Source organism: Ekhidna sp. (assembly GCF_965247405.1).
Taxonomy (GTDB): Bacteria; Bacteroidota; Bacteroidia; order Cytophagales; family Cyclobacteriaceae; genus Ekhidna.
In genome coordinates this window covers 2,634,076-2,659,153 of the sequence record NZ_OZ252014.1, presented here as the reverse complement: position 1 = coordinate 2,659,153, position 25,078 = coordinate 2,634,076, and the positions used below count along the sequence as shown (strand labels likewise).

The following is a 25,078-nucleotide window of genomic DNA, read 5'->3' as shown; positions in this document are numbered from 1 at the left end:
GACTATTGATATATAAAATATTCAAGAACCCTTCTCAGATGCTGAGAAGGGTTTTTTTATGTCAAAACGAAACAATGTCAGAACTAAATAAATACAGCAAAACGATCACACAGGATCCATCCCAACCGGGCTCTCAGGCGCAACTATATGCTTTAGGCCTTTCTGAAAGGGACTTGAAAAAAGGACAGGTGGGTATTGTCAGTACCGGATTTGAGGGCAACCCATGTAATATGCACTTAAACATATTGGCTCACCAGGTAAAGAAAAGTGTCAACGAGACTGACTTACTGGGTCTGATATTTCATACCATAGGAGTGAGTGACGGAATGTCCAATGGAACAGTTGGCATGAAGTACTCATTGGTATCCAGGGATATCATTGCTGATTCCATTGAGACGGTAGCCAATGCACAGTTTTATGATGCTGTTGTGCCTGTTGTGGGTTGTGATAAAAACATGCCTGGCTCCATCATGGCATTGGGTAGACTAAACAGACCGGGACTGATGGTGTATGGTGGGACTGTAAAACCCGGGAAGTGGAAAGGAAAAAAGCTGAATATCGTCTCTGCTTTCGAGGCGTATGGTCAAAAGCTTGGAAAAAACATTTCCGATGAAGACTATAATGGCATCATTAAAAATGCCATTCCAGGTCCGGGAGCTTGTGGTGGCATGTACACAGCTAATACCATGTCATCCGCAATTGAGGCACTTGGAATGAGTCTTCCTACCTCCTCTTCAAATCCTGCCGAGAGTGACGATAAAAAGCGAGAAACGTATCAAGTAGGACTAGCGGTCAAACACTTGCTAAAAGAAGACATCCGGCCTTCTGATATAATGACAAGGGAGTCATTTGAAAATGCTCTCCGATTGATCATGGTGCTTGGCGGCTCTACCAATGCTGTGTTGCATATGATCGCAATGGCCAAATCTGCTAATGTTCCGCTAGGCATAGAGGATTTTCAAAGAATATCAGATTCCACACCTTTTCTGGCAGATCTTAAGCCGAGTGGAGAATATCTGATGGAAGATCTGCATGATGTAGGCGGGATTCCGGCTGTTATGAAAATGATGCTAAAAGAAGGATATCTAAATGGAGATTGCCTCACTGTGACAGGCAAGACCCTGGCCGAAAATCTTGAAGGTTTTAGTGAGTTAAAGCCCAATCAAACCATCATTCATGATTTCAGCAATCCGATAAAAAAGTCCGGACATCTTCAAATCCTGAAAGGGAACCTGGCACCCGAAGGGGCAGTGGCAAAGATCACTGGCAAAGAAGGAGAATACTTTGAAGGTCCTGCTCGGTGCTATGATGATGAGTTTGTGGCCATTGAAGGAATCGGCAAAGAAGTCAAACCGGGGGAAGTCATTGTCATTCGATACTCAGGTCCTAAAGGTGGTCCTGGCATGCCGGAAATGCTAAAACCAACCGGAGCGGTAATGGGTGCAGGATTGGGGAAAGATGTGGCTTTGATTACCGATGGTAGGTTCTCAGGAGGATCTCATGGGTTTGTCGTGGGCCACATCACGCCGGAGGCTCAGGAAGGGGGTCCACTGGCTTTAATTGAAGATGGCGACATCATCGCCATTGATGCCAAAAAGAATACGCTCAGAGTAAAGCTGTCGGATGAAGTGCTTGCAAAACGTAAGGCAGCCTGGACTCAGCCTTCCTATAAGGCCAATAAAGGTGTGCTAAAAAAATATATCAACTCAGTTAATACAGCCTCCGAAGGCTGCACAACAGATGAATGAATGGTTCAACGATAAATTATGGAGTATGGAAACTTCGACATTAGAATTTGCAGTAAAATCGAAAGAGACTGAAACGATCCTGGGATCTGAGGCAGTTTTAAAGTGCTTATTAGCCGAAAAAGTTGATACCATCTTTGGATATCCGGGTGGCGCAATCATGCCAATTTATGATTCCCTTTTTTGGTATGATGATCAAATCAAACACTACATGGCAAGGCATGAACAAGGAGCAATACATGCAGCTCAGGGATATGCAAGGGCATCCGGAAAAACCGGGGTATGCTTTGCAACCTCGGGTCCGGGAGCTACCAATCTCATTACCGGTCTTGCAGATGCGCAGATTGACTCCACTCCGCTTGTATGCATCACAGGCCAGGTTGCTAGTCATCTCTTAGGTAGTGACGCATTTCAGGAAACGGATGTGATAGGCATCTCCATGCCGGTAACCAAATGGAATTTTCAGGTGACTAAAGCAGAAGAAATTCCATCTGCACTTGCTCGTGCTTTTTACATCGCACAGCAAGGAAGACCTGGCCCTGTTGTGATCGATATCACAAAAAATGCACAACAGGAGCTTTTTGAATATTCCTATGAGAAGTGTGCGCATATAAGAAGCTATGCTCCTTTTCCAAAGTTGAATCATGAAGCTGTCGAAAAAGCCGCAGCATTAATAAACAATGCGAAAAAGCCACTCTTGATTTTTGGACAAGGCGTGACACTTTCCGGTGCTGAGATGGAGCTCAAGCGCTTCATTGAAAAAGCACACATTCCTGCTACCTCCACCCTGCTGGGGCTTTCCGCGCTTTCAACCAAACACCCTTTATACGTGGGGTACACTGGGATGCACGGTAACTATGGACCTAATCTCAAAACCAATGAATCTGACGTGCTCATAGCGGTTGGAATGCGCTTCGATGACCGGGTAACAGGAGACCTGAATACTTACGCCAAAAACTCAAAGGTGATTCACATAGAGCTGGATGAGGCAGAGATAGACAAGAACGTAAAGACAGATGTAGCCATCAACGCAGATGCGAAAGAGGCTCTTGAGGCATTGATACCCCTGGTAAAACAAGCGGATCATTCTGAATGGCTCGCTGAATTTAAGGCTTGCGAAAAAATTGAAGAGGAAAAAGTGGTAGCAAAAGCGATTGCTCCCTCGACAGATAAAATGACCATGGCTGAAGTAATCAGTAAGCTTTCTGATAAAACTAACGGCAAGTCTATGGTCCTGACCGATGTGGGTCAGCATCAGATGATGACCAGCAGGTACTACCGATTTGATCAGGAAAGAAGTCATATCACTTCCGGTGGCCTGGGAACGATGGGATTCTGTCTGCCCGCTGCTATCGGTGCGAAAATAGGTGCTCCGCATCGTGAGGTGATCGCCATCATAGGCGATGGTGGGTTCCAGATGACCATTCAGGAAATGGCACTCATCATGGAATATCAAATCCCAATTAAGATCATGATTCTTAATAACGAGTTTTTGGGAATGGTACGACAGTGGCAGCAGCTCTTTTTTGACAAAAGGTATTCATTCACCAAGATGGAAAACCCTGATTTCATCAAGCTGTCAGAGGCCTATAATATCCCTGCCCAAAAAGTAGTCGATAGAAAAGAGCTGGAACAGGCCTTTGAAAATTGGCTTGGAACTTCGGGTCCTAGCCTGCTGGAAGTGGTGGTAGAAAAAGAAGAAAATGTATTTCCTATGGTTCCTACTGGGTGCTGTGTTTCTAAAATACGATTAGAGTGATGAGTACGGAAGAATATACGATATCGGTATTGACTGAGGATAAACCCGGCTTGCTAAATAAGCTGACGATCATCTTCAATCGAAGGAAAATTAACATTCAAAGCTTGAATGTATCCACAACTGAAATACCGGGTGTAAGCAGGTACACTCTGGTAGTTCATGGTGAAAAATCTACACTAGACAAAGTTGTAAGCCAAATCAGAAAACTGATTGACGTGCTGGGTGCATTCATTTATGACAAATATGAGATCTACTATCAGGAGATAGCGCTCTACAAACTTTCACTGGATTCTTTCAGGGAGAATGCTTCGATTGAACAATTGCTCAGGAAATATGGGGCAAAAATACTCGCGATTGAAGATGATCAGATTGTACTCGAGAAAACGGGGGCGCAAGAGGATACTCATCAATTGTATGAGGCACTCGAACCTTATGGGATTTTGGAATTTGTGAGATCTGGGAGGGTCGCCTTATCTAAGTCAAAAAGAAAGACTGAGGCATTTATCCATGAGTTGGAAACAGCGAAATCCCGAAACCTGAGTATCAAAGAATTTTAGGAAATCTAAAACAGAAACAAAGTACTAACAGAATAAACGTAATTAAAATGGCAAAAATTGATTTTGGAGGAACGATGGAAGAAGTCGTAACCAGGGAAGAATTTCCACTTAGTAAAGCACAGAAAAAACTTGCGAATGAGACCATCGCGGTAATCGGATATGGTGTTCAGGGTCCGGGTCAGGCATTGAACCTGAAGGACAATGGATTCAACGTTATTGTTGGTCAGCGGAAAGGGGGCAGCTCATGGGAAAAAGCAGTTGCTGATGGATTTGTAGAAGGAAAGGATCTTTTTGAGATCGAAGAAGCATGCGAGAAAGGCACCATCATCCAATACCTACTTTCGGATGCGGGACAGATTGCCCAGTGGCCTACCGTTAAAAAACACCTAACGTCCGGGAAAGCACTCTACTTTTCGCACGGATTTGGAGTTACCTATCACGATCAAACAGGTATTGTACCTCCGGAAGATGTAGATGTTATCCTGGTGGCTCCTAAAGGCTCGGGAACTTCCCTCAGAAGATTATTCGTAGCTGGAAAAGGGTTGAATTCCTCCTTTGCAATCCATCAGGATGCTACAGGCAAGGCAAGAGACCGAGTAATTGCGCTAGGTATTGGCGTGGGGTCTGGCTATCTCTTTGAGACAGACTTTAAGAAAGAGGTATACAGTGACCTTACTGGAGAACGTGGTAGTCTCATGGGAGCAATTCAGGGTCTCTTTGCAGCACAGTATGATCTCCTTCGAAAGAAAGGCCACTCTCCTTCTGAGGCTTTCAATGAAACGGTGGAAGAGGCAACTCAGTCACTTTACCCATTGGTTGCAGAGAATGGTATGGATTGGATGTATGCCAACTGCTCTACAACCGCTCAAAGAGGGGCGCTGGATTGGTGGAAAAAATTCAGAGATGCCGTGTATCCGGTATTTGAAGACCTCTATGATAGTGTGGCAAACGCGAACGAGGCTCGCATTACCATAGAAGCAAATGAAAAATCGGATTACCGGAAGGGGCTTGAAAAAGAGTTGGATGAATTACGGAAATCTGAGATGTGGCAAGCAGGCGCTGCAGTTAGAAGCTTGCGTCCGGAAAATAGTTGAGTATGCAAATAAGTCAGCGCTATCATCCTTCGGTTGAAAAAGTGAGAGAAGCGGCATCTTCCATCCGGGAGGTGGTAAGCTTCACTCCTTTGATGCCCAACCTCCATCTTTCATCCGTATTTGGCGCACAGATCCAAATGAAGCGGGAAGATCTCCAGTTGGTTCGATCATACAAGATCAGGGGTGCGCTCAACAAAATGAAGTCACTCTCCGCTTCAGAACTTCAAAAAGGAGTCGTTTGTGCAAGCGCAGGTAACCATGCTCAGGGAGTCGCTCATTCATGCGCCATAATGGAATGCAAAGGAGTGATTTATATGCCGGCCACAACACCTCGTCAAAAAATTAAACAGGTAAAAATGTTTGGTAAGGAGTTCGTAGAAGTGCGACTGGAAGGAGACACTTTTGATGATTCCAAGGAGCATGCGCTGACTTATGCTCAAATTAATAATGCCGCTTTCATCCATCCGTTCGATGATCCTGGCATCATTGAGGGGCAGGCTACCGTAGCGCTGGAGTTACTAGAGCAGACGAACGAACCGATCGATTATCTGATCATCCCGGTGGGTGGTGGTGGATTGGCTGCCGGTGTTGGGAGTGTTTTCAAAACCCTTTCACCAAATACCAAAATAATTGGTGTAGAGCCTGCTGGGGCGCCCTCAATGACCACTTCTCTTGAAGAAGGGAAAAACGTATCACTCGACAATATCGAGAAATTTGTGGACGGAGCAGCAGTGCAAAAAGTCGGTGATCTTAATTTCGACATCTGCAAAAAAGTGATCGATGAGATGGTGACTGTACCGGAAGGAAAGGTCTGTGAAACAATCCTTTCACTATATAATCGAGACGCAATTGTTGTGGAGCCAGCTGGTGCACTTGCACTTTCGGCGCTGGATCAATTGTCCGATGAAATCACCGGCAAAAATGTAGTTTGTATAGTAAGTGGCAGCAACAATGACATCACACGAACAGAAGAGATTAAAGAACGAGCGTTGCTCTATAAGGGATTGAAACACTACTTTGTGGTTCGTTTTCCTCAAAGAGCCGGGGCATTGAAAGAATTTGTGGCTGATATTCTGGGTCCAACGGATGATATCACGCACTTTGAGTATACCAAAAAGAATTCTCGGGAAACCGGATCTGCCGTAGTAGGAATTGAACTGAAGGAAAAAAGAAATCTTGATCCATTGATAAACAGAATGAAAGAACGAAAGTTTTTTGGTGAATACTTAAACCACAAAGAAGATCTGCTTCATATTCTGATTTAAGCACCAATCTCTACTCCCCTATCCCCGCCTCATGATTACGAAGCTTCATATTAGGGTCAACTACAAATGTTGAATCTTGAAACTCCACATCTGACAGTAAATCTGAAAGATCGGGCTGGCCGGCCTTTACCCAGCAGCTAAACCAGAAGTCACCCACCATCTTGATGGATGCCCGCATCCGACGCTCAACCATTCCATTCAGTTTTCGATGATAGTCTTTGGAAAAATCGTACGAATACGTTCGGATCGTTGTATTGCCTCGTTCTTCATAGCCATACTTTTTTGATTCCGGATACTTCTTTGTAAGCTGTTTTTCAAATAGTAGTACCGAATCCAACGCCTCATGTGCGTTCACTACTGCATCCCAGGCATAAAGCTGTAGGTTTTCAATGTATTCTGCTTTACCTGTTAGTAGATCATAATCTTCAAAGAACAGTTCCGGCAGCCTCGACTCCCAAAACCCATGAATTCCATATTGGCCTGTAAACTGACCATTATAGTTTTCCGTAGTGTGAAGCGGCACATTAGCATCCGCAATGTAATGGCCCATATCTGAGGAGAGCCTTAAGATTTGATCCGCATTTTTCTCCTGAAACGCCTTAATCAGCCAGTAAGTCATGCGGTTGATATGGTATGGCACTATGCCGTAAGCCTGCAAGGTATCCTCCGTATATTTTTCCACCGCCTCGTCCCAATAGCGTGGCATTTTATAAACTGCAGAATCTCCATAGACATCAATGTCAATGTAATGTTTTGGTGCTTCATTTTTTACCGCATACCGGCGCATGTCCGGATTGACAGCTTTTTCAGTGATGTATTGGATGTTTTGCTTATAAAAAACCATCATCTCAGGCGGGAGTGTAAATACCGCCAATCGATTGATCTTTCTATGCGCAAAGAATCCCCAGCTTTGAGAAAAAATTGGGATGAAAAGTGAAAGGAATACTAAGAATAACCTCATCTGATGTTAAGGTAAAAAAAATGCCTCATTTCTTCGTTAAGAGAATTTGAAGAAAGCTACATCATAAACTCCACCACAATAGCCAATACTGCTCCCAGTAAGCTGATGAGTATTTTATTCAGTCCGAAGTGGTGATCCGGACTGGCCTCCACAAAAATAGTTGTGGAGATGTGTAGAAAACTTCCACAAACAATCGCAAATACAATCAAAAGTGAATCTGCCGAGAGCAAGACAAGATCGCTCAAAAGTAGGCCAGCAGGTGAAGCCAGGCTAAACAATATCAGCAGGTAGATCGCCTTTTTTCCCAGTCCCTGCATGGTGGCCATCAAGGCAAAAGCTGCCGGCATTTTATGCAACACAATACCCAATAGTAGCGAATAGGATTCGTGCTTTTCATGAAAAGGAGAATCATGCGTTAGCAACGTCCCTTCTAGCAAACTATGAACCATCAATGCAATAATGATGGAGGCTCGTCCGCTCGTTGAAACAGCTTTGTGCACATGCACATGGCCATGCTCCACCCCAGAAGAAAAGTATTCTAAAAACTGCTGTAGGAAAAAGCCAATAAGTACATACAAGCCAATCGTAGATGGATTACTACTAATAGAGAACAGCTCAGGGATGATATGAATAATGGTAATGGCAAAGAGATATGACCCAGCAAAAATGAGTGGCAAACGTAGATTTTTTTGTACACCCGGAATAAGATTTAGACTCAGTCCTCCCAGTAACGTACAAACTATTAGAATGATAATGGTTAGAAGCATGAATGATTAGGTTGTGCTTTCATAGGGCTTTAAACTAAATCCCCACTATTTTAATTCCCCCTCCGCATTATTCATTTCCAAAAATGGCCGAATCCCTTCTGAAACAAAACTTTCGATCCCATTTTCTGAGCGGTAAATTAAGATAGCATCCAGATTCTGAGCATTCATAATTTCTTTGGAATATTCTAGTCCCAGCACCATGAAGGCGGTAGCATAAGCATCTGCCGTCATACAATCAGACGCAAATACCGATGCACTCAGGAGATTATGTTTTGCTGTATATCCGGTTCGCGGATCAATGATGTGAGCGTAAATCTTCCCTTCTTTTTCAAAATAGTTACGATAGTTACCGGAGGTGGCAAGAGATAGGTTCTTCAGTCTTACTATTGCCATAAGCTTTTGTTCATTGGATTGCACCGTAGGATCCTCAATACCCAGTGCCCATGGTTTGTCCTGATCATTTCTTCCTCTACATCTCACCTCCCCTCCTATTTCTACCATGTAGTTTTCAATACCTTTTTCTTCCAGCAGTTCGGCCACTACATCCACCGCATAGCCTTTGGCAATGGCGCTAAAATCAAGCTGAAAATTTGTCGGAAGTGACACTTGATTTTCATCAAAGCTCACCCGTCCAAATCCAATCACCGCTTTCAATGAGTCAACTTTTGCAGAATCCGGATTTGGTACGTTTTTATCCGGGCCGAAACCCCATGCCTGAACCAGCGGACCTAAACTCGGATCAAATGTTCCTCTTGTTTGATCGAATACCTCTTTACTAGCCTTCAGTACCGGGTAAATGAATTTTGATTCATATGTCAATGATCCGGTCTTGTTCAGTCTCGAAATCTCAGAATCGGAAATGTATGTAGACAGACTTTGATTGAAATCCCTCAGCTCCTGTGAAATCATTGCATCCAGTCCATCTACCTCACTCGCCACATATTTCACATTGTATATGATAGTCCCCATGGTTTGCCCCTGGATGTGGAATAGCCGTGGTGCGTCTTTTCGAAGGTAAGAAACAATCAAAAAAGTTACTGCAAGACCTATCCCGAAAATGATTAGCCGCTTTTTATTCATCTCATATTTTGAAAGCACAAAACTAATTCAATCAGGCTTCAATCGCATTGTGGGTTATATTTGAGGTCGATGAGAGAAGACTACCTACAAGCGGATGGTGAGGGGATGGAATCCTCCGAAAAAGAGATTGAAAAAGCGCTCCGACCGCTTTCCTTTTCTGATTTTACCGGGCAAAAAAAAGTAGTCGAAAATCTGAAGATTTTTGTGGAAGCTGCCAAGCAACGAACCGAGCCACTTGATCATGTATTGCTGCACGGCCCTCCCGGTCTTGGTAAAACCACCCTTTCTTTTATCATCGCTAATGAGCTGCAATCAAACATCAAGGTAACTTCAGGGCCTGTGCTGGATAAGGCCAGTGAATTAGCCGGACTCCTCACCAACCTTGAGCCACACGATGTACTGTTCATTGATGAAATCCATCGGTTGAATCCGGTAGTGGAAGAATATCTCTATTCTGCCATGGAAGACTATCGCATTGACATTATGCTCGACTCAGGCCCAAATGCACGATCTGTTCAAATAGAGTTGAATCCATTCACACTTATTGGGGCAACCACCCGATCAGGGTTGCTTACTTCTCCACTACGTGCACGTTTTGGCATCAATGCAAGGTTGGAATATTACGATGCAAAACTGCTTACTAAAATTGTAGGTCGATCAGCAGATATCCTCAGTTCCATAATCGATGAAGAGGCTGCTTTTGAGATTGCGCGAAGAAGCCGGGGTACTCCAAGAATCGCAAACAACCTGCTGAGAAGAACACGGGATTTTGCGCAAATTAAGGGAGATGGGGCCATCACACTGGATATTTCAAAAGTGGCGCTTAAGGCACTGGATGTAGACGATCATGGATTGGATGAAATGGATAACCGCATCCTGTCAACAATCATAAACAAGTTTAAAGGCGGACCGGTAGGACTAGGTACCATTGCTACCGCCTGCGGCGAAGAATCAGAGACCATAGAAGAAGTCTACGAACCATTTTTAATCCAGGAGGGATATATCAAACGAACCTCCAGAGGTAGGGAAGCAACAGAATTAGCCTACAAACATTTAGGAATTATACCTCCATCGCAAACCGGATCGTTGTTTTAATGGTTTAATTTTTGTGGATTGTTAATTCAAAAACTACTTCAATGAGAGCATTTGCATTCCTTACCATCGTATTGTTATTTTCCGGATGCGACGAGGAGAGAGAGCCGGGACCAAAAACCTTCGCTGTTGCAGATATATACTGGGTGAGCACTGAAGATGGAGAAATTTATGAAAAGGGAGGATGGATGGGCAATGCCTCTTTTATTTATCAGGATGGAGTGACTACCCTTGAGGTTTCTTTAATTGGAATGGAACCGAATTCTGCTCATGCCATGCACCTGCATCAAGGGACATTAGAAGATCCTGGAAGGCATTGGAATCAGGGCAAATTCGTTGCTTTCTGCGACACAAAAAGCTTAGGAGAGTTCTGGCTGAAACCTTTTGCAGGTGACGTTGGTAACATTGAAGTCGATGAGGATGGAAATGGAGTTTTTACATTGAAAACTGACTTGTGGACCCTGGGGACTAATGATGATTCGGATATAGCAGGAACGGTGCTCTATATTCATCAAAACTTTGAAGATTTTGCAAACGAATGCGATCCAAACCATGATCATGATCATGGAACGCACATGAATCCAAAGATAGCTGGTGGGACAGTGACCCTAGTCTATGAAACTGAATCCACTCAATGAATCAACCAAGAGCAAAAACATTGCTTGCAGCAATTAACCCTAAAAGGATCGCATAGATTGCCGCAATTAAAACTTTTCCTGAATACGTTTCATTTTGATAGTTCATCTCTCACTCATTAAGTTTTCAGGTTCAAAGAAGGACATCTCGTCAATATCATTCTTGCAGAAAAGCTTACATTTTCTGCATTTTTCTCAATCTTTACTTAAGAACTTATGTTCGAGATAAGCTGGACCAATGTACTTTTCAATAAGACATATATTGATCGTGACCCTTTGCTCAATGATATCAATCAGAGCAACTGCTCAAGATGCGGTCAATCCATATTCTTTTACGTTTGAAACCTACTTAAAATCTGATGGCCTCAATCAGAGCAGCACCAATGCCATCTACCAGGATAGTGAGGACATGTTATGGATCGCCAATTTTGGAGGCATCAATCGATATGATGGATATGAATTTGAGTCTTTCACCCATCAGTTTGGAGACTCCACATCCATACCAGATAACTCCGTTTGGACCTTTTTTGAGGATAGTCAAAGTAGACTGTGGGTTGGCACAAAAGCCAGCCTTAGTCTATTTAATAAAACCACTCTTCAGTTTCAAAATTTCATTTTGAAAGAAGGGGCATCCACCCTTGCGATCAAAGCGATAAAAGAAATTGCTAACAATCGATTACTAATTGGCACGGAGGGGGAGGGATTGTTTGAGTTCAACCCCAAAAGTGAATCTTTCGAGAAGATAGGGATTGTGCCAAATAGTAAAATCAACGATATCGAAATCGATGATAAAAACGTCATCTGGATTGCAACCGAAGACAAGGGCCTGTTGACCTGGAATCAAAATGAATCACGAGTAAATCAGGTTCTGCCTCATGTAAACTCTGTTTGGGATTTGTTAATAGACCGCAACAGGAATATATGGATTGGCACAGATGAAAATGGTCTCTGGTTGAAAAAGAATGATCAGGAGGATCTCTATGAAGCCAAGAATATTTACAACTCCTATAATGCAGGTGGTCGAATAAAAACCATGGCGGAAGACTCCAAGGGAAGAGTTTGGGTAGGGAGTGCAACCGAAGGGGTCTCAATTTTTGATCCTGAATCAGAAGTATTCCATCAATATTTACATGATCCAACAGAGCCCTTAAGCATTTCAGATAATGATGTCAGTTCAATATTTCATGGTGCAAATGGAGTAACCTATGTCGGTTACTACATGAAGGGTTTTCAAAAGCTGCTTGAAAGTCCTTTTCACCTCATTAAGCATGATCCTCAAAATGAACGCTCCTTGTCTCATAATAATGTTTACTCGATGTATCGGGATCACTTAAACAATTTATGGATGGGGACTTTCGGGGGCGGCCTGAATCTACTTCAATCTAAAAATCCAGCTTCATTTAAACGATATACGCATGATCCGGACAATACAAAGAGCATCAGTCATGATTGGGTTAGGATTATGTTCGAAGATTCGAAAGGAAGATTTTGGGTTGGTACCTGGGGCGGTGGTCTAAATCTCTTCGACAGAGGAAAAGGAACCTTTAAAAGGTATAGTGCCTCCGCTTCAACAAATGGTAGCTTGAGTATGAACATCATCACCGCTATCCACGAAGACAGGAACGGTGACATCTGGGTTGGAACATATGGAGAGGGAATTAATATCTATCAGCCTGAGACAGATGATTTCAGATATATAAAGAATACTCCAGGTGATACTACCTCACTCTCAGACAATCACATTACCTCTTTTTATGAAGATGAAGCTGGTCTTTGGGTATGCACATATGGCGGAGGCCTAAATAAATTCAATTACGAAACCGAGTTCTTTGAACGTTTCCTTCCAGACCCGAATAAGAAAGGAAGTCTCAACAATTATAAAGTATTGCATCTATATCCTGATGATGGGAAGTACTGGTTAACAACCTTGGGAGGAGGGTTGAATTATTTTGATCCTCTTACAAAGCACTTCACCCATTACACAGAAAATGATGGCCTTAGTAACAACTCAACAATGGGCATGTTGAAAACTAAATCAGGGACTTACTGGATTTCCACCAACAATGGCTTAAGTCATTTCGATCCGGGTGATACCACATTCACTAACTACCTGATGAGAGACGGACTGGGAAGTGATGATTATAATTTGGAAGCATACCTGGAAGATGGGAATGGTAACTTCTATTTTGGTGGAAAAAATGGCATCACATACTTCGATCCTGAAGAAATAGAAATCAAATCTACCTTTCCTAAGTTGGCTTTGAGAAAAATCATGATTGAGAATGATGTGTATGATTTAAGTGACTCTGATGATATAATCCTTCCATATGATAACAGGTTGACATTTCAATTTGCAGCTATCAACCCAGCCAGAAAAGCCAATATTTCCTATGCTTATAAACTAGATGAAGATACAGAATGGCATGAACTCAACAATTCAAACAGTCTGGAATTCTTTGCACTGAATCACGGAGAGCATACACTTGAAGTAAGAAGCACCAACAGTAGCAAAATATGGAATCCGGAATCTTTAACACTTAGCTTTTTTATTCCTCCGCCCTGGTACGAAACATGGACATTTAGAATCTCCTCCATTATGTTGATCCTCCTCGCTGGTTTTCTTTATTACAAATCTCGCGTGAGCGCTCTAAAGAGGAATCAATTGATTCTTGAAAAAAAAGTGGCAGACAGAACAAATACTATCGCTCAGAAAAATAAGGACCTTCAAATGGCCTATGATAAACAAAAAGAATTAGAGCATTTCAAGGAATCAATGGTAAGTATGATCGCACATGACCTGAAAAATCCTCTCGTCTCGATTATCAGAAGAGCAGATGGAGACAAGGACGATGACATCAGACAAATTGATCGTTCGGGCAGACATATGCTCAATCTGATAGAAAACATGCTTGATGTTCTACGTTTTGAAAAATCGAAAATGAAATTAGATATCACCGATTTTGAGATATCAGAAACCATCAATGAGGTGATAGATGAGCTAAAGCCTGTTGCAGAAGAACGAAATATCCAAATAATGAACAAAATGAATCGGGAATACCGGGTACAGGCTGATCAGCAACTCATTCATCGTGTGCTAAACAACCTGGTATCGAATGCTATCAAATATTCTCATTTCAATTCACCGATTGAAATCCAGGTTAGTGAATCTGTGGCAGGGGTCAAGATATCGATAAAGGATTATGGTGACGGCATCCCTACACAGGATCTAAAAAAAATATTTGAACAATTTGAACAATCTGAAGCTCGGTCTTTCGGGGGAGCTTCTTCTACAGGACTTGGGCTGTCATTTTGTAAGCTCGCCATTCATGCACACGGACAAAAAATGGAAGTGGATTCAACCAAAGGGCAAGGGAGTGTTTTTTCTTTTATACTACCAATAGTAAGCAAAGGTGCGAGTATGAAGAGTGATCAATTAAACGATCAAACATTCTTTAATTTTAAAGATGAGGACTACCTTGTTTGGGAAAGGGTTGCAGAAAAAATAAACGAATTGGAAGTATATGAAGCGGGCAAGTGGTCAGAGTTAGTCGACTCACTTTTAGAAAAGAGCAGCGGCACGAAACCAATCTGTGATAAACTAATGAAACTGGTAACCGAATATGATCAAAACGGAATAGCTGCATTTAAACAAAAGTTAGCTGAATTTTTAGCCACTACATCGGCACATGAATCAAACTGAGTCAAATACAAGTATTCTTGTCATTGATGACAAGCCTGACAATCTCAAGATTATAATCGATGAGCTAAAAGAGCTAGGATTGCACAAGCATGCGCTCACAGCTCCCAATGGCAAAATTGGACTGGAACTAGCCAAAAAATACATTCCTCAGCTAATCCTTACAGACTGGGAAATGCCAGAGATGGATGGTTACCAACTGGTAGAGGCTGTAAAAGCTGATGAGGCGCTCGCACACATACCAATCATCATGGTAACAGCCGTTATGAAAAAACCGGAAGACCTCTCGGAATCCTTCAAGGCAGGAGTGCACGATTTTTTATCTAAGCCCTTTAATAAACTTGAGTTTCAGGCCCGAATAAAAAATGTACTTCATTTGTCTCAGACGGAAAGAAACCTTAGAGCGAGCTACAAGAAATTATCTGAACTAGACAAAGCAAAATCAACGTTTTTTGCTAATGTGTCTCATGACCTGAAAAATCCCATCGCCATCATTTTGGGATTGACCGACATGCTATTGGTCGAACATGAAGATGTACTTCCTCTTGACACCATTGATAAACTTCGGGCTATTCAACGTTTTAGTAAAACCCTGAATAACCTATCTACAGAAATCCGTGAATTGATTAGGCTAGATGAGGGCTTGCTGAAACTCAACCGCACGAAATGCACGGTCAATGAGTATATCGAAGAGTTCACTACCTTATTTAGGCCGGTGGCGGAGGCAAAAGAGGTATCACTGGTTTTTAATACGACTTTGAGCGATTCAGAATTGGTTCTAATTGATACCTGGCATTTTGAAAAGGTGCTTTACAATCTTGTTTCAAACGCTCTGGACTTTACCAATGCCGGCACCACTATTGAAATTAAATGTGAAAAAGATCAGGAGTATTTATATATCAACATTCTGGATGAGGGACCAGGAATCGATCCATCTCAACTCGAACAAATGTTTAACCGCTTTTATTCCAATGATTCATTAAATAACAAAAGGGAAGGTTTGGGAATTGGTCTCGCTATCGCAAAAGAAATTGTGACGCTCCATGGAGGATCTATATCGGCTGAAAACCGAAGAAAACTAGGAGCTGCTTTTACTATCAGTATTCCCTTAGACGCTGAACCACTACCAGAAGAAGGAGAAGCTGTAGAGCGATGGCTCAGTGATTCAGTTATTGCTTTGCCAACGAAAGTTGAAACGGCTGAGACCATCCCACAAAATGAAGCAATGAAGTCCATTTTGATTGTTGATGACAATCCTGATATCAGGCTATTGATATCAGAACTCTTACGAAAAGAGTATCGAATTCATGAAGCAAGAAATGGTGCAGAAGCGATGAATAAACTTCAAGAGCGAGAAATTGATCTCATCATCACCGATCTGGCCATGCCTGTCATGGATGGGTTTGAATTCATTGAGCAGGTTCAGGACACCCGGTATAAGGATATCCCATGTCTTATCGTATCCAGTCGTGCAGATAAAGATCAACTTCATAAAGCCCTGGATCGAGGAGTCGAATTTGTATTGCCCAAGCCTTTTGATGCGAAAGAGCTTCGAACACGAGTGAAGAACCTGATTGAAAGATCGGACGGAGATCGAAGCATTGCCGCAACTTTCTCCCATTTTGATCCCGAGGCTACAAGAAAAGAAATGATCCGGCAACTTGAGACTCTGGTGATTAAAAACATTGATAATCCGATGTTTGGCATTCAGAATCTTGCCAATGAAATAGCCGTGAGTCAGCGGAAACTATTTAAGGTCTTAAAAGATGCGCTTGATATTACCCCGCTGGAGTTCATCAAAAAAATAAGATTTCAATATGCAGATCAATTAATCAAGCTGCGAAAAGTTGGATCATTATCGGATGCCGCAAAATCCATTGGTATGACCAATGTTACCAACTTCAAAAAACAATACGAACGATTCGTTGGTCAAGAACCTAAATTGACTGAATAAAAAAAGTCCCGACACACCACTGCCGGGACACCATCACGCAAGGCTAGCCTTGCCTATCACCATTGTTTTTGCGACTAGATTTTCTAGTCAATATGAGAAAACTACTACCTTTTGAAATTGTTTAATATGCAGCCTGAATCAAGGTATGCAGGCCATAGGTTACAATCGCATAGTAGGCGATCACCGTCGCTGTTGCAATTACATTTTCCATCTCACTTACGTTAATTTCTGCTTCCTTTAGTTTTGTATACACTCGATTCATTTGTACTACTTTTTAAATTTTCTGACACAAAAATCCGGCAACAGAATTTTCCAATCCTGCACAGAAACTTCTAATTCTTGCATGGATGATTAAAAGGCTTTTAAACAACCCTTTTTTGCATACTACATTTGCTTTGTGGGTACTATAAACAGGGAAAGATTTTTAAAGCAGACAGCCACCGATCTGGGTTTTACTTTTTGTGGCATTTCGAAAGCTGAGTTTCTGGAAGATGAAGCACCCAAGCTTGAAGCATGGCTGAATCGGGGGTACCAGGGAAAAATGGGGTACCTTGAAAACCATTTTGATAAACGGCTGGATCCCACCAAGCTGGTGCCTGGGGCAAAATCAGTAGTCTCGCTGATTTACAATTACTATCCGGAGAAAATTCATGAATCAGGTGATAAACCTAAAATCGCTAAGTATGCTTATGGCCAGGATTACCATTTTGTGATAAAGGATAAGTTGAAATTATTCATGAATAAAATTCAGGAGGAGATCGGTGAGGTGGAAGGTCGGGTGTTTGTGGATTCCGCCCCAGTGCATGAGAGGGCCTGGGCTGCCAAAAGCGGACTGGGGTGGATAGGCAAAAACTCTTTGCTTCTCAATCGTGAGATGGGAAGCTTCTTCTTTTTAGCTGAACTGATTATTGACCTGGAACTAGAACCGGATGGTCCCATGAAAGACTACTGCGGCACCTGTACGGCATGTCAGGATGCCTGTCCTACAGATGCCATTCCTGAACCCTATGTAGTAGACGGAAGCAGATGCATTTCGTACCTAACCATTGAGTTGAAAGATGAGATACCTTCAGAATTCAAAGACAAAATGGAAGGTTGGGCGTTTGGATGTGACATCTGCCAGGATGTATGCCCGTGGAATAGGTTTTCAAAGCCTCATTCAGAGCCAGCTTTCAAACCACAAGGCTGGGAAGCGTTTGCAAAGCAGGACTGGCAGGAAATGACGAAAGAGGTTTTTCAGAAAGTGTTTAAGAAGTCTGCGGTGAAGCGGACAAAATTTGAGGGCTTGAAAAGGAATATTAAATTTATTCAATCCTAACCAATTCCATTCATGAAAACACTGGTCACTAGAACACTCCTAATTACAGGATTTTTGTTTGTTAGTCATTTTATCCAATCACAATCCATTTATCCAATATCTGTTAACGAAAACGATTACCAAGGCTCTGGTGTCAAATGGATCATAGATCGAGCTGACAGTTGTCAATTTGTGCTCTTCGGTGAACAGCATGGAGTTAAGGGAGTTGCGGAGTTTGTCATTTTTATCAATAAACAACTAGATAAGAAAGGTTTTGACTATTTAGCACTTGAGACCGATGGATGGACCACCAGTAAGTCGGCGAAACTTGGTATAGATAAGTTTACGAGGAAGTACCCCCATTCCATCGCATTTGACTCAAATGGTGATTTAGAGCTGATGCAATCAGCTGTTGACATGCACCCTGATTTGGAAACTCCTATTTGGGGCCTGGATCAAATGCAAACAGCTATTCACCCATTTCAACGACTTATCGAGCTAGCAAATACGAATGAACAAAAAAAAGTGGCTAGAGGAGCATTTTTAAAAGCGACTTTAAAAATGGGAAGGTACACCAGGCAAAATCATCAAAAAGACTTAGAGGTTTTAAAGCAGGTATTTGAAGGCAATCCTTCTGAAGAAAAAGATCAAATACTAAAAGAGCTTCAGCAAACCATGGAGATATTCACTAAATGGATGGACCCAAATACCAGACAAGAATCAGTAGCCATCAGGGAAGAATTGATGAAAGCCAACCTGGATAACTATCTGAAAAGCGATCCGGATGCAAAAGTCCTTTTCAAGATAGGTGGTGCACACACTATGTATGGGGTGGGCCCGAATGGTGTTCTTACATTAGGAGATCATGTTCAGAAGATAGCCAAACAAAATGGACAGAAAACATTATCAATTAGCATTCGAAGGTATAATCCAGAAAATGCTATTGTTCCTGACAGTGTTTTTAACAATGCCAACATGATCCTCATTGATTCAAAAAAATACCTTCAGACTGATCCCGAAACAAGCTTCCATGAAGAACTAACTATGTTCGATGCAATCATCTACCTCAAGGATGCAGGATATGCCGGCAAATCAATCAATCGTACATACGAAAAAGCATTTAGAAACAATTTCATTAAAAGCTTAGTCCCCCTAATAATTTGTGTGATTGTATGCCTGATCACCATATTTGTTTTTATCATCAAAAAGATCAGAAAAAAGTCAACCTCCCTTTCGATTCCATCCATTGCCTCTTTCCTATCTATTTTTCTGATCGTAATCCAGATCCTGAAAATGCGAAGCGCAGAAAGTGCTGCTGTTATTACTACTAGTATGACGCCCCTCCTTATTCATGTATCTTTCGGGATTTTTGGATTGTATTTCATCTACCAGTCGCTGCACCTTTTCAAAAACGAAGGAGTAGAAGTCAGACATAAGATATTTTATGCTCTATTTACAATTAGCTTTTTAGTCCTTTCCTACTCGATCCATTATTGGAATATTGGAGGGATGCTTTGGTATTTAGCTTGAGTAATTTTTGATTAGTTAATACATTAAAATAAACTTCTGATTATTGGAATAGTCACTACTTTCGCTCCGTGACTATCCTTTACTTCATCGATATCATTGGTACCATGGTGTTTGCCATCTCCGGGGCACTTGCCGGTCGAGACAAGAAACTGGATTTCTTTGGCATTGCGGCAGTGGGCTTAATTACAGCCATTGGCGGAGGTACCGTTCGAGACGTTTTGTTGGGCAGCACCCCTGTCGGTTGGATGAATGATCTGATGTACCTGACCATGATCGGTTCAGGAATCTTGATCTCACTGCTTTTTGGTAAAGCTGTATTGAAACTACGTAGAACTTTCTTCATGTTCGATACCATCGGAATTGCTGTTTTTACTGTTTTAGGGCTACAAAAAGCGCTGACTATAGGAGTACACCCTGTCATCGCTATCATGATGGGAATGGTATCAGCTGTATTCGGCGGAGTGATCCGCGATATTGTCTGTAATGAAATCCCCCTCATTTTTAGAAAAGAGATTTATGCACTCACTTGTCTGTGTGGTGGCATCCTTTATGTCATCCTTCAGCGAGCCGGATTAGATCAGGGATGGAATATTCTGATCACTGTCCTTTTTATTGCCTCTTTTAGAATTTTAGCCGTGAAGTTTAAGTGGCAGCTGCCGGATATTTCTTGAGAGCATGGCCTTTCACTAAATTTACCCTGACAACCAAAAACCAAAATATGAAAAATTTCATTTATGGATTAGCTGTATTATTCTTAATCAGCTGCCAACCTCAATCTGAAAACACAGATATGCAAACTGAAAATCCATTCTATCAGGAATGGGATACCCCTTACGGTGTACCTCCCTTTGATCAAATTAAGGATGAGCACTACATGCAGGCCTTCGAAGATGGCATGCAACAACAGCTTGAAGAAGTCGCTGCAATTGCCAGCAACGAAGAAGCACCTACTTTTGAAAACACCATCGAAGCATTTGAAAAATCCGGTGAGTTACTAACCAAAGTAGGTGGTGTATTCTTCAACTTATCTTCTGCTCATACAAATGATTCAATTCAAGGAATATCTCGTGTAATCAGTCCCAAGCTGTCGGCTCATAGCGACAACATCTTTCTAAATGGTGATTTCTATTCACGAGTAAAGATACTATACGATCAGCGCGAAGAGCTTGATCTTACCGTAGAACAAGCTAAACTTTTAGAAAATTATCACACCCGATTCGTTCGTGCGGGTGCTGCATTGAGCATGGATGAGCAAGCAAAAATGCGTGAGTTAAACGGCCAGCTGTCCTCGCTTTCTGTGAAATTCGGTGAGAATGTGCTGAAGGAAGACAACAAGTTTGAGATGCTCATTGAGAATGAAGAAGATCTCGATGGTCTATCTGATAACATCATTAATGCAGCGCGAGAAGCTGCGCAGGAAAGAGGATACAATGAAGAATGGCTTTTCACTCCGCACAAGCCAAGCATGATTCCATTCATCACATACTCCAACAACCGCGCATTGAGAAAACAACTGAAAGAAGGGTACATTTTTCGAGGCGACAATGATGATGAGTTGGACAACAAAGAACTGGCTAGAAACCTCGCGAACGTAAGACTGGAAAAGGCTAATCTGCTAGGTTACGAGACCTGGGCTGATTATATCCTTGCTGAGCGTATGCTGGATACTCCTGACAAGGTGTATAATCTCTTAGATAAAGTTTGGCCTGCTGCATTGGAAGCGGCCAAGAAAGAGCGTGATATGATGGCTAAAATGGCTGCCAATGAAGGTCAAAATATTGAAATCGGCCCATGGGACTGGTGGTACTATGCAGAAAAGATCAAGATGGAGCAATATAACCTCGATGAAAACGAGATACGTCCATATTTAAAAGTCGACAATGTCATCAATGGCACGTTTACTCTTGCTAACAAACTATTCGGCCTGACATTCGAAGAACAAAGTAACATCCCAAAATACCACCCGGATGTTCGTACATACACGGTAAAAAATGAAGCTGATGAATTGATCGGTATCTATTTATCTGATTGGTTTTACCGTGGAAGCAAGCGAGGCGGAGCATGGATGAACACCTTCCGTGACCAAAGCAACATGGGTGGCGATAGAGTCATTCCTATTGTGACGAACGTAGGAAACTTCACTAAACCGACCGGTGATACACCTTCCTTACTATCCCAGGATGAAGCAAGTACATTGTTTCATGAATTCGGTCACGCACTGCATGGACTCCTTTCAGAGTGCACATATCCTTCCATCTCAGGCACATCTACTCCAAGGGACTTTGTAGAGTTCCCTTCTCAGGTGATGGAAAACTGGGTTTTTGAACCGGAGATGCTGGAGCTATATGCGTTCCATTATGAAACAGGAGAAGTGATGCCTACAGAGCTGGTCGAGAAGATCAAAAATGCTGGCAAATTCAATCAGGGTTTCGCAACAGTAGAATACATGGCAGCTGCATATCTGGACATGGCTTATCATTCAATCACCGAGCCTATTGAAGGAGATGTCGATGCGTTTGAGAAAGCTGCAATGGATGAAATCGGATTGATTGATGCGATCGTTCCGAGATACCGAACCGGGTATTTCAGACATGCATTCTCCAGTCCTGAGGGATATTCATCCGGATACTACAGCTACCTGAATTCTGAGGTAATGGATGCAGACGCATTCGGAGCATTCAAAGAAAACGGTCTCTTCGATAAAGAAACGGCAACTGCATATAAGAATCACATCCTTTCCAAAGGTGGCACAAGAGATGCCATGGAAATGTATGTGAATTTCCGAGGCAGAGAACCAAAATTTGAAGCCATCCTGGAAAGACGAGGTTTTAATTAAAGATATAACGACAGAGTAAAACTGAAGATTTTTACTCATAAAGCTCTGTGGCTATCAGTCGTCCCTCCACTATGGTGGGACGACTTTTTTAATTCAGCTAAACATCTCCGCTACTTCCTTCCGATCAGCAAAATTTCGACATCTTATTGGTAAGTAATCTTGATGCCTTTCTCAATGTTCTCTGCAATTGAACCTAACCGCTCAAATAAAATTTTATCTAATTCCTCTGCTTCGTGATTAAGTTGCTATTGAAAATTAAATCCATGAAAGCATGAAAAAAATACTTACCGTAGTATTTGCGCTCTTATTCGTCGGCATTTCGACAGACATTCAAGCGCAGAAAAAGAAGAAAAAGAAAGGTGACGATACTGAGCAGGAAGCACCTAAGAAGAAAAAGAATGGCTTAAAAGATTACGCTGAAGTAATCACAAATGAGGCCATTACCGATGAGGGATTAATCACTTCACATCAGGTAGGAGACGATTTCTACTTTGAAATTCCGGCTAACCTGCTTGAAAAAGAAATCCTGATTGTATCAAGGATAGCAGGTCACGTAAAGGGATTGAATTTTGGTGGGGCTGGCATGAAGTCGCGACCTCAGCAAGTAATCCGCTTTCAAAAAATGGGCGGAAAGATCTTGATGCGCTCGGTTTCCTACAATAATGTAGCAGCCGAAAATGAGCCCATTTATACCTCCGTCAAAAACAACAATTTTGAGCCGGTCATAGAGTCATTTTCATTGGAAACAATGAAGGATGATTCTTCATCTTATGTGATTAAAGTAACAGATTTCTTTTCCAGTGACATCCCTATGATTGGTGGACTGAGAGATTCAGAGAGAAAAAGATTCAAGATCAAAGGGATTGACAAGGCAAGATCACTGATCACTTCAGTAAAGTCATTCCCAGAAAATGTAGAAGTCAGACATATTTTAACGTACAAAGGAGATGAACTCCCTGCGAATGGATTGACCGAGACACTGTCTATTGAAATGAATCAATCAATGATTCTTTTACCAGAAGATCCAATGGTTCCACGATATCATGACGAAAGAGTAGGGTTCTTTTCTCTGCGTCAAATCGATTACAGTTCAGATGAGCAAAAAGCGGCTCAAAGAAGATTTATCACGAAATGGAGACTGGAACCAAGCGACTGGGATGCCTACAACAATGGCGAACTGGTAGAGCCTGTAAAACCAATCGTGTATTACATTGACCCGGCAACTCCGGAAAAGTGGAGAAAGTATATCAAGCAGGGTGTAGAAGACTGGCAGGTAGCGTTTGAGGCTGCCGGATTGAAAAATGCAATCCTTGCCAAAGACCCTCCAAGTAAAGAGGAAGATCCTGACTGGAGTCCGGAGGATGTTCGTTTCTCAGTGATCAGATACATTGCCACTGATATTCAAAATGCCCAGGGTCCTCATGTACATGATCCAAGAACCGGCGAGATTCTAGAGAGTGACATCTTGTGGTATCACAACGTGATGAATCTGCTGAGAAACTGGTACTTCATTCAGACGGCAGCAGTCAACCCTGAGGCACAGAAAACTAAATTTGACGATGAATTGATGGGCGAACTCATTCGGTTTGTGTCTGCTCATGAAGTAGGTCATACATTGGGATATCCTCACAACATGGGTTCATCTCCTGCATACACAGTAGATCAATTGAGGGATAAAGCCTTCACCGATACGCATGGAGTTGCTCCTTCCATTATGGATTACGCACGCTTCAACTATGTGGCTCAGCCAGAGGATGGGATCACCAATTTCTTCCCTCGCATTGGAGAGTATGACCTATGGGTAACCCAATATGGTTATAAGCCCATTCCAAACGTAAGCACCCCGGATGATGAAGAAGACGTCCTCAATGCATGGATCAAAGAAAAAGGTGATGATCCGCTATACAGGTATGGACGTCAGCGAGGACTCCCTGTAGATCCAACTGCGCAAACAGAAGATATAGGACATGACTCTATGATTGCCAGTGAACTAGGGATCAGGAACCTAAAACGAATCGTTGATAAACTAATGGATTGGACGACCGTAGAGGGTGAAAATTACAAGGAGCTTGAAGAGTTATATGGCCAGGTAGTGAATCAATTTAACCGCTATAATGGACATGTAGTCTCGAATGTTGGCGGTGTTTACGAATATTATAAAACTGCTGATCAAGATGGTGCTGTATACACCCATGTAGAGAAAGATAAGCAAGAAAGAGCGGTTGAGTTTTTGAATGAGCAGCTTTTTGCAACTCCAAATTGGTTAGTTGATGCAGAAATCCTTGGAAGAATTCAGCAGGATGGCTTAGTCGAGCGAATGAGAGGTATACAAGTGAGAATCTTAAATCGTCTTACGATGGAGGAAATGCTTATGCGTATGATCGAAAACGAGGCACTCAACGGCAATGATGCATATTCACTTACCGGGTTGTTTACTGATATGAGACAGGGTATCTGGGGTGAGCTTTACAATGGCAGAAGAATTGATACCTATCGAAGGAACCTTCAAAAGGAGCACATCAACAGACTGGGTGAGCTCATGAGTCTGGAAGAGGAAAAATACGCCAATTCAGACATCCCTTCTGTGGCTATGGCTACCCTTAGCAGGTTGGAACGAGACGTGAGGAGTGGTTTATCCAGACAAAATGATACCTCCTCCAGGTTTCACCTTCAGGATATTCAGCAGCGTATTGATGCGATTTTGAATCCGAAGTAACTCCTATTTATACCGTCATTGCGAGCGAAGCGCAGCAATCTCAATCCAAGATCGCTTCGTTTTACTCGTGATGACGTTTTTTTCTAAATTCAC

Annotated in this window: 18 protein-coding genes; 14 read left to right on the top strand and 4 right to left on the bottom strand. The window is 42.2% G+C overall.

Going from position 1 to position 25,078, the window contains the following annotated elements; genetic code table 11:
* The first annotated feature begins 74 nt into the window (after window positions 1-74).
* From ilvD to ilvA, 5 genes are read left to right on the top strand one after another with little or no spacing between them, the layout of a single operon-like run.
* Window positions 75-1,748 carry a dihydroxy-acid dehydratase gene (gene ilvD, locus ACP14Y_RS12030; protein ID WP_424963210.1) on the top strand — a complete coding sequence of 558 codons (1,674 nt, stop codon included), beginning with the start codon at window positions 75-77 and terminating at the stop codon, window positions 1,746-1,748.
* Between the two features lie 25 nt (window positions 1,749-1,773).
* Window positions 1,774-3,504, top strand: coding sequence for a biosynthetic-type acetolactate synthase large subunit (gene ilvB / locus ACP14Y_RS12025; RefSeq protein WP_424963209.1), 1,731 nt, complete (start codon window positions 1,774-1,776; stop codon window positions 3,502-3,504).
* Window positions 3,504-4,061 (top strand): acetolactate synthase small subunit, encoded by a 558-nt coding sequence (ilvN, locus tag ACP14Y_RS12020; protein ID WP_424963208.1) that lies wholly within the window; start codon window positions 3,504-3,506, stop codon window positions 4,059-4,061. Before ilvB ends, ilvN begins: the two co-directional genes overlap by 1 nt.
* Before the next feature lie 47 nt (window positions 4,062-4,108).
* On the top strand, window positions 4,109-5,155 hold the full coding sequence (gene ilvC, locus ACP14Y_RS12015) for a ketol-acid reductoisomerase (protein WP_424963207.1): 1,047 nt from the start codon (window positions 4,109-4,111) through the stop codon (window positions 5,153-5,155).
* 2 nt (window positions 5,156-5,157) lie between these two features.
* Window positions 5,158-6,420: a threonine ammonia-lyase gene (gene ilvA, locus ACP14Y_RS12010; RefSeq protein ID WP_424963206.1), complete on the top strand. Its 1,263-nt coding sequence runs from the start codon at window positions 5,158-5,160 to the stop codon at window positions 6,418-6,420.
* A gap of 10 nt (window positions 6,421-6,430) precedes the next feature.
* On the opposite strand, the gene ACP14Y_RS12005 is transcribed toward ilvA, so the two are convergent.
* From ACP14Y_RS12005 to ACP14Y_RS11995, 3 genes are read right to left on the bottom strand one after another with little or no spacing between them, the layout of a single operon-like run.
* Complete coding sequence (locus tag ACP14Y_RS12005) at window positions 6,431-7,381, bottom strand: zinc dependent phospholipase C family protein (RefSeq protein WP_424963205.1); 951 nt, start codon at window positions 7,379-7,381, stop codon at window positions 6,431-6,433.
* Window positions 7,382-7,437: 56 nt separating this feature from the next.
* On the bottom strand, window positions 7,438-8,148 hold the full coding sequence (locus ACP14Y_RS12000; protein WP_424963204.1) for a zinc permease: 711 nt from the start codon (window positions 8,146-8,148) through the stop codon (window positions 7,438-7,440).
* Window positions 8,149-8,193: 45 nt separating this feature from the next.
* Window positions 8,194-9,228 (bottom strand): FAD:protein FMN transferase, encoded by a 1,035-nt coding sequence (locus tag ACP14Y_RS11995; RefSeq protein ID WP_424963203.1) that lies wholly within the window; start codon window positions 9,226-9,228, stop codon window positions 8,194-8,196.
* A gap of 69 nt (window positions 9,229-9,297) precedes the next feature.
* Here ACP14Y_RS11995 and ruvB point away from each other — a divergent pair, with 69 nt between their 5' ends.
* From ruvB to ACP14Y_RS11975, 4 genes are all read left to right on the top strand, one after another.
* A complete protein-coding gene (ruvB, locus tag ACP14Y_RS11990) occupies window positions 9,298-10,323 on the top strand; it encodes a Holliday junction branch migration DNA helicase RuvB (protein WP_424963202.1) in 1,026 nt (341 codons plus the stop codon).
* A 41-nt stretch (window positions 10,324-10,364) separates the two neighbouring features.
* The gene (locus ACP14Y_RS11985) at window positions 10,365-10,958 is read left to right on the top strand and encodes a superoxide dismutase family protein (protein WP_424963201.1); all 594 of its coding nucleotides are present in this window, start codon (window positions 10,365-10,367) and stop codon (window positions 10,956-10,958) included.
* A 280-nt stretch (window positions 10,959-11,238) separates the two neighbouring features.
* Window positions 11,239-14,655, top strand: coding sequence for a two-component regulator propeller domain-containing protein (locus ACP14Y_RS11980; RefSeq protein ID WP_424963200.1), 3,417 nt, complete (start codon window positions 11,239-11,241; stop codon window positions 14,653-14,655).
* A complete protein-coding gene (locus ACP14Y_RS11975; protein WP_424963199.1) occupies window positions 14,642-16,606 on the top strand; it encodes a response regulator in 1,965 nt (654 codons plus the stop codon). Before ACP14Y_RS11980 ends, ACP14Y_RS11975 begins: the two co-directional genes overlap by 14 nt.
* 121 nt (window positions 16,607-16,727) lie before the next feature.
* On the opposite strand, the gene ACP14Y_RS11970 is transcribed toward ACP14Y_RS11975, so the two are convergent.
* Window positions 16,728-16,868 carry a hypothetical protein gene (locus ACP14Y_RS11970; RefSeq protein ID WP_424963198.1) on the bottom strand — a complete coding sequence of 47 codons (141 nt, stop codon included), beginning with the start codon at window positions 16,866-16,868 and terminating at the stop codon, window positions 16,728-16,730.
* A 135-nt stretch (window positions 16,869-17,003) separates the two neighbouring features.
* Here ACP14Y_RS11970 and queG point away from each other — a divergent pair, with 135 nt between their 5' ends.
* The 5 genes from queG to ACP14Y_RS11945 all read left to right on the top strand — a co-directional run bounded on the left by queG (window position 17,004) and on the right by ACP14Y_RS11945 (window position 24,985).
* Window positions 17,004-17,924: a tRNA epoxyqueuosine(34) reductase QueG gene (queG, locus tag ACP14Y_RS11965; RefSeq protein WP_424963197.1), complete on the top strand. Its 921-nt coding sequence runs from the start codon at window positions 17,004-17,006 to the stop codon at window positions 17,922-17,924.
* 12 nt (window positions 17,925-17,936) lie between these two features.
* Window positions 17,937-19,433: a hypothetical protein gene (locus ACP14Y_RS11960; RefSeq protein WP_424963196.1), complete on the top strand. Its 1,497-nt coding sequence runs from the start codon at window positions 17,937-17,939 to the stop codon at window positions 19,431-19,433.
* Between the two features lie 68 nt (window positions 19,434-19,501).
* Window positions 19,502-20,104 (top strand): trimeric intracellular cation channel family protein, encoded by a 603-nt coding sequence (locus ACP14Y_RS11955; protein WP_424963195.1) that lies wholly within the window; start codon window positions 19,502-19,504, stop codon window positions 20,102-20,104.
* Window positions 20,105-20,151: 47 nt separating this feature from the next.
* Window positions 20,152-22,269: a M3 family metallopeptidase gene (locus ACP14Y_RS11950; RefSeq protein WP_424963194.1), complete on the top strand. Its 2,118-nt coding sequence runs from the start codon at window positions 20,152-20,154 to the stop codon at window positions 22,267-22,269.
* Between the two features lie 271 nt (window positions 22,270-22,540).
* Window positions 22,541-24,985, top strand: coding sequence for a zinc-dependent metalloprotease (locus tag ACP14Y_RS11945; RefSeq protein WP_424963193.1), 2,445 nt, complete (start codon window positions 22,541-22,543; stop codon window positions 24,983-24,985).
* The last annotated feature ends 93 nt before the right edge of the window (window positions 24,986-25,078 follow it).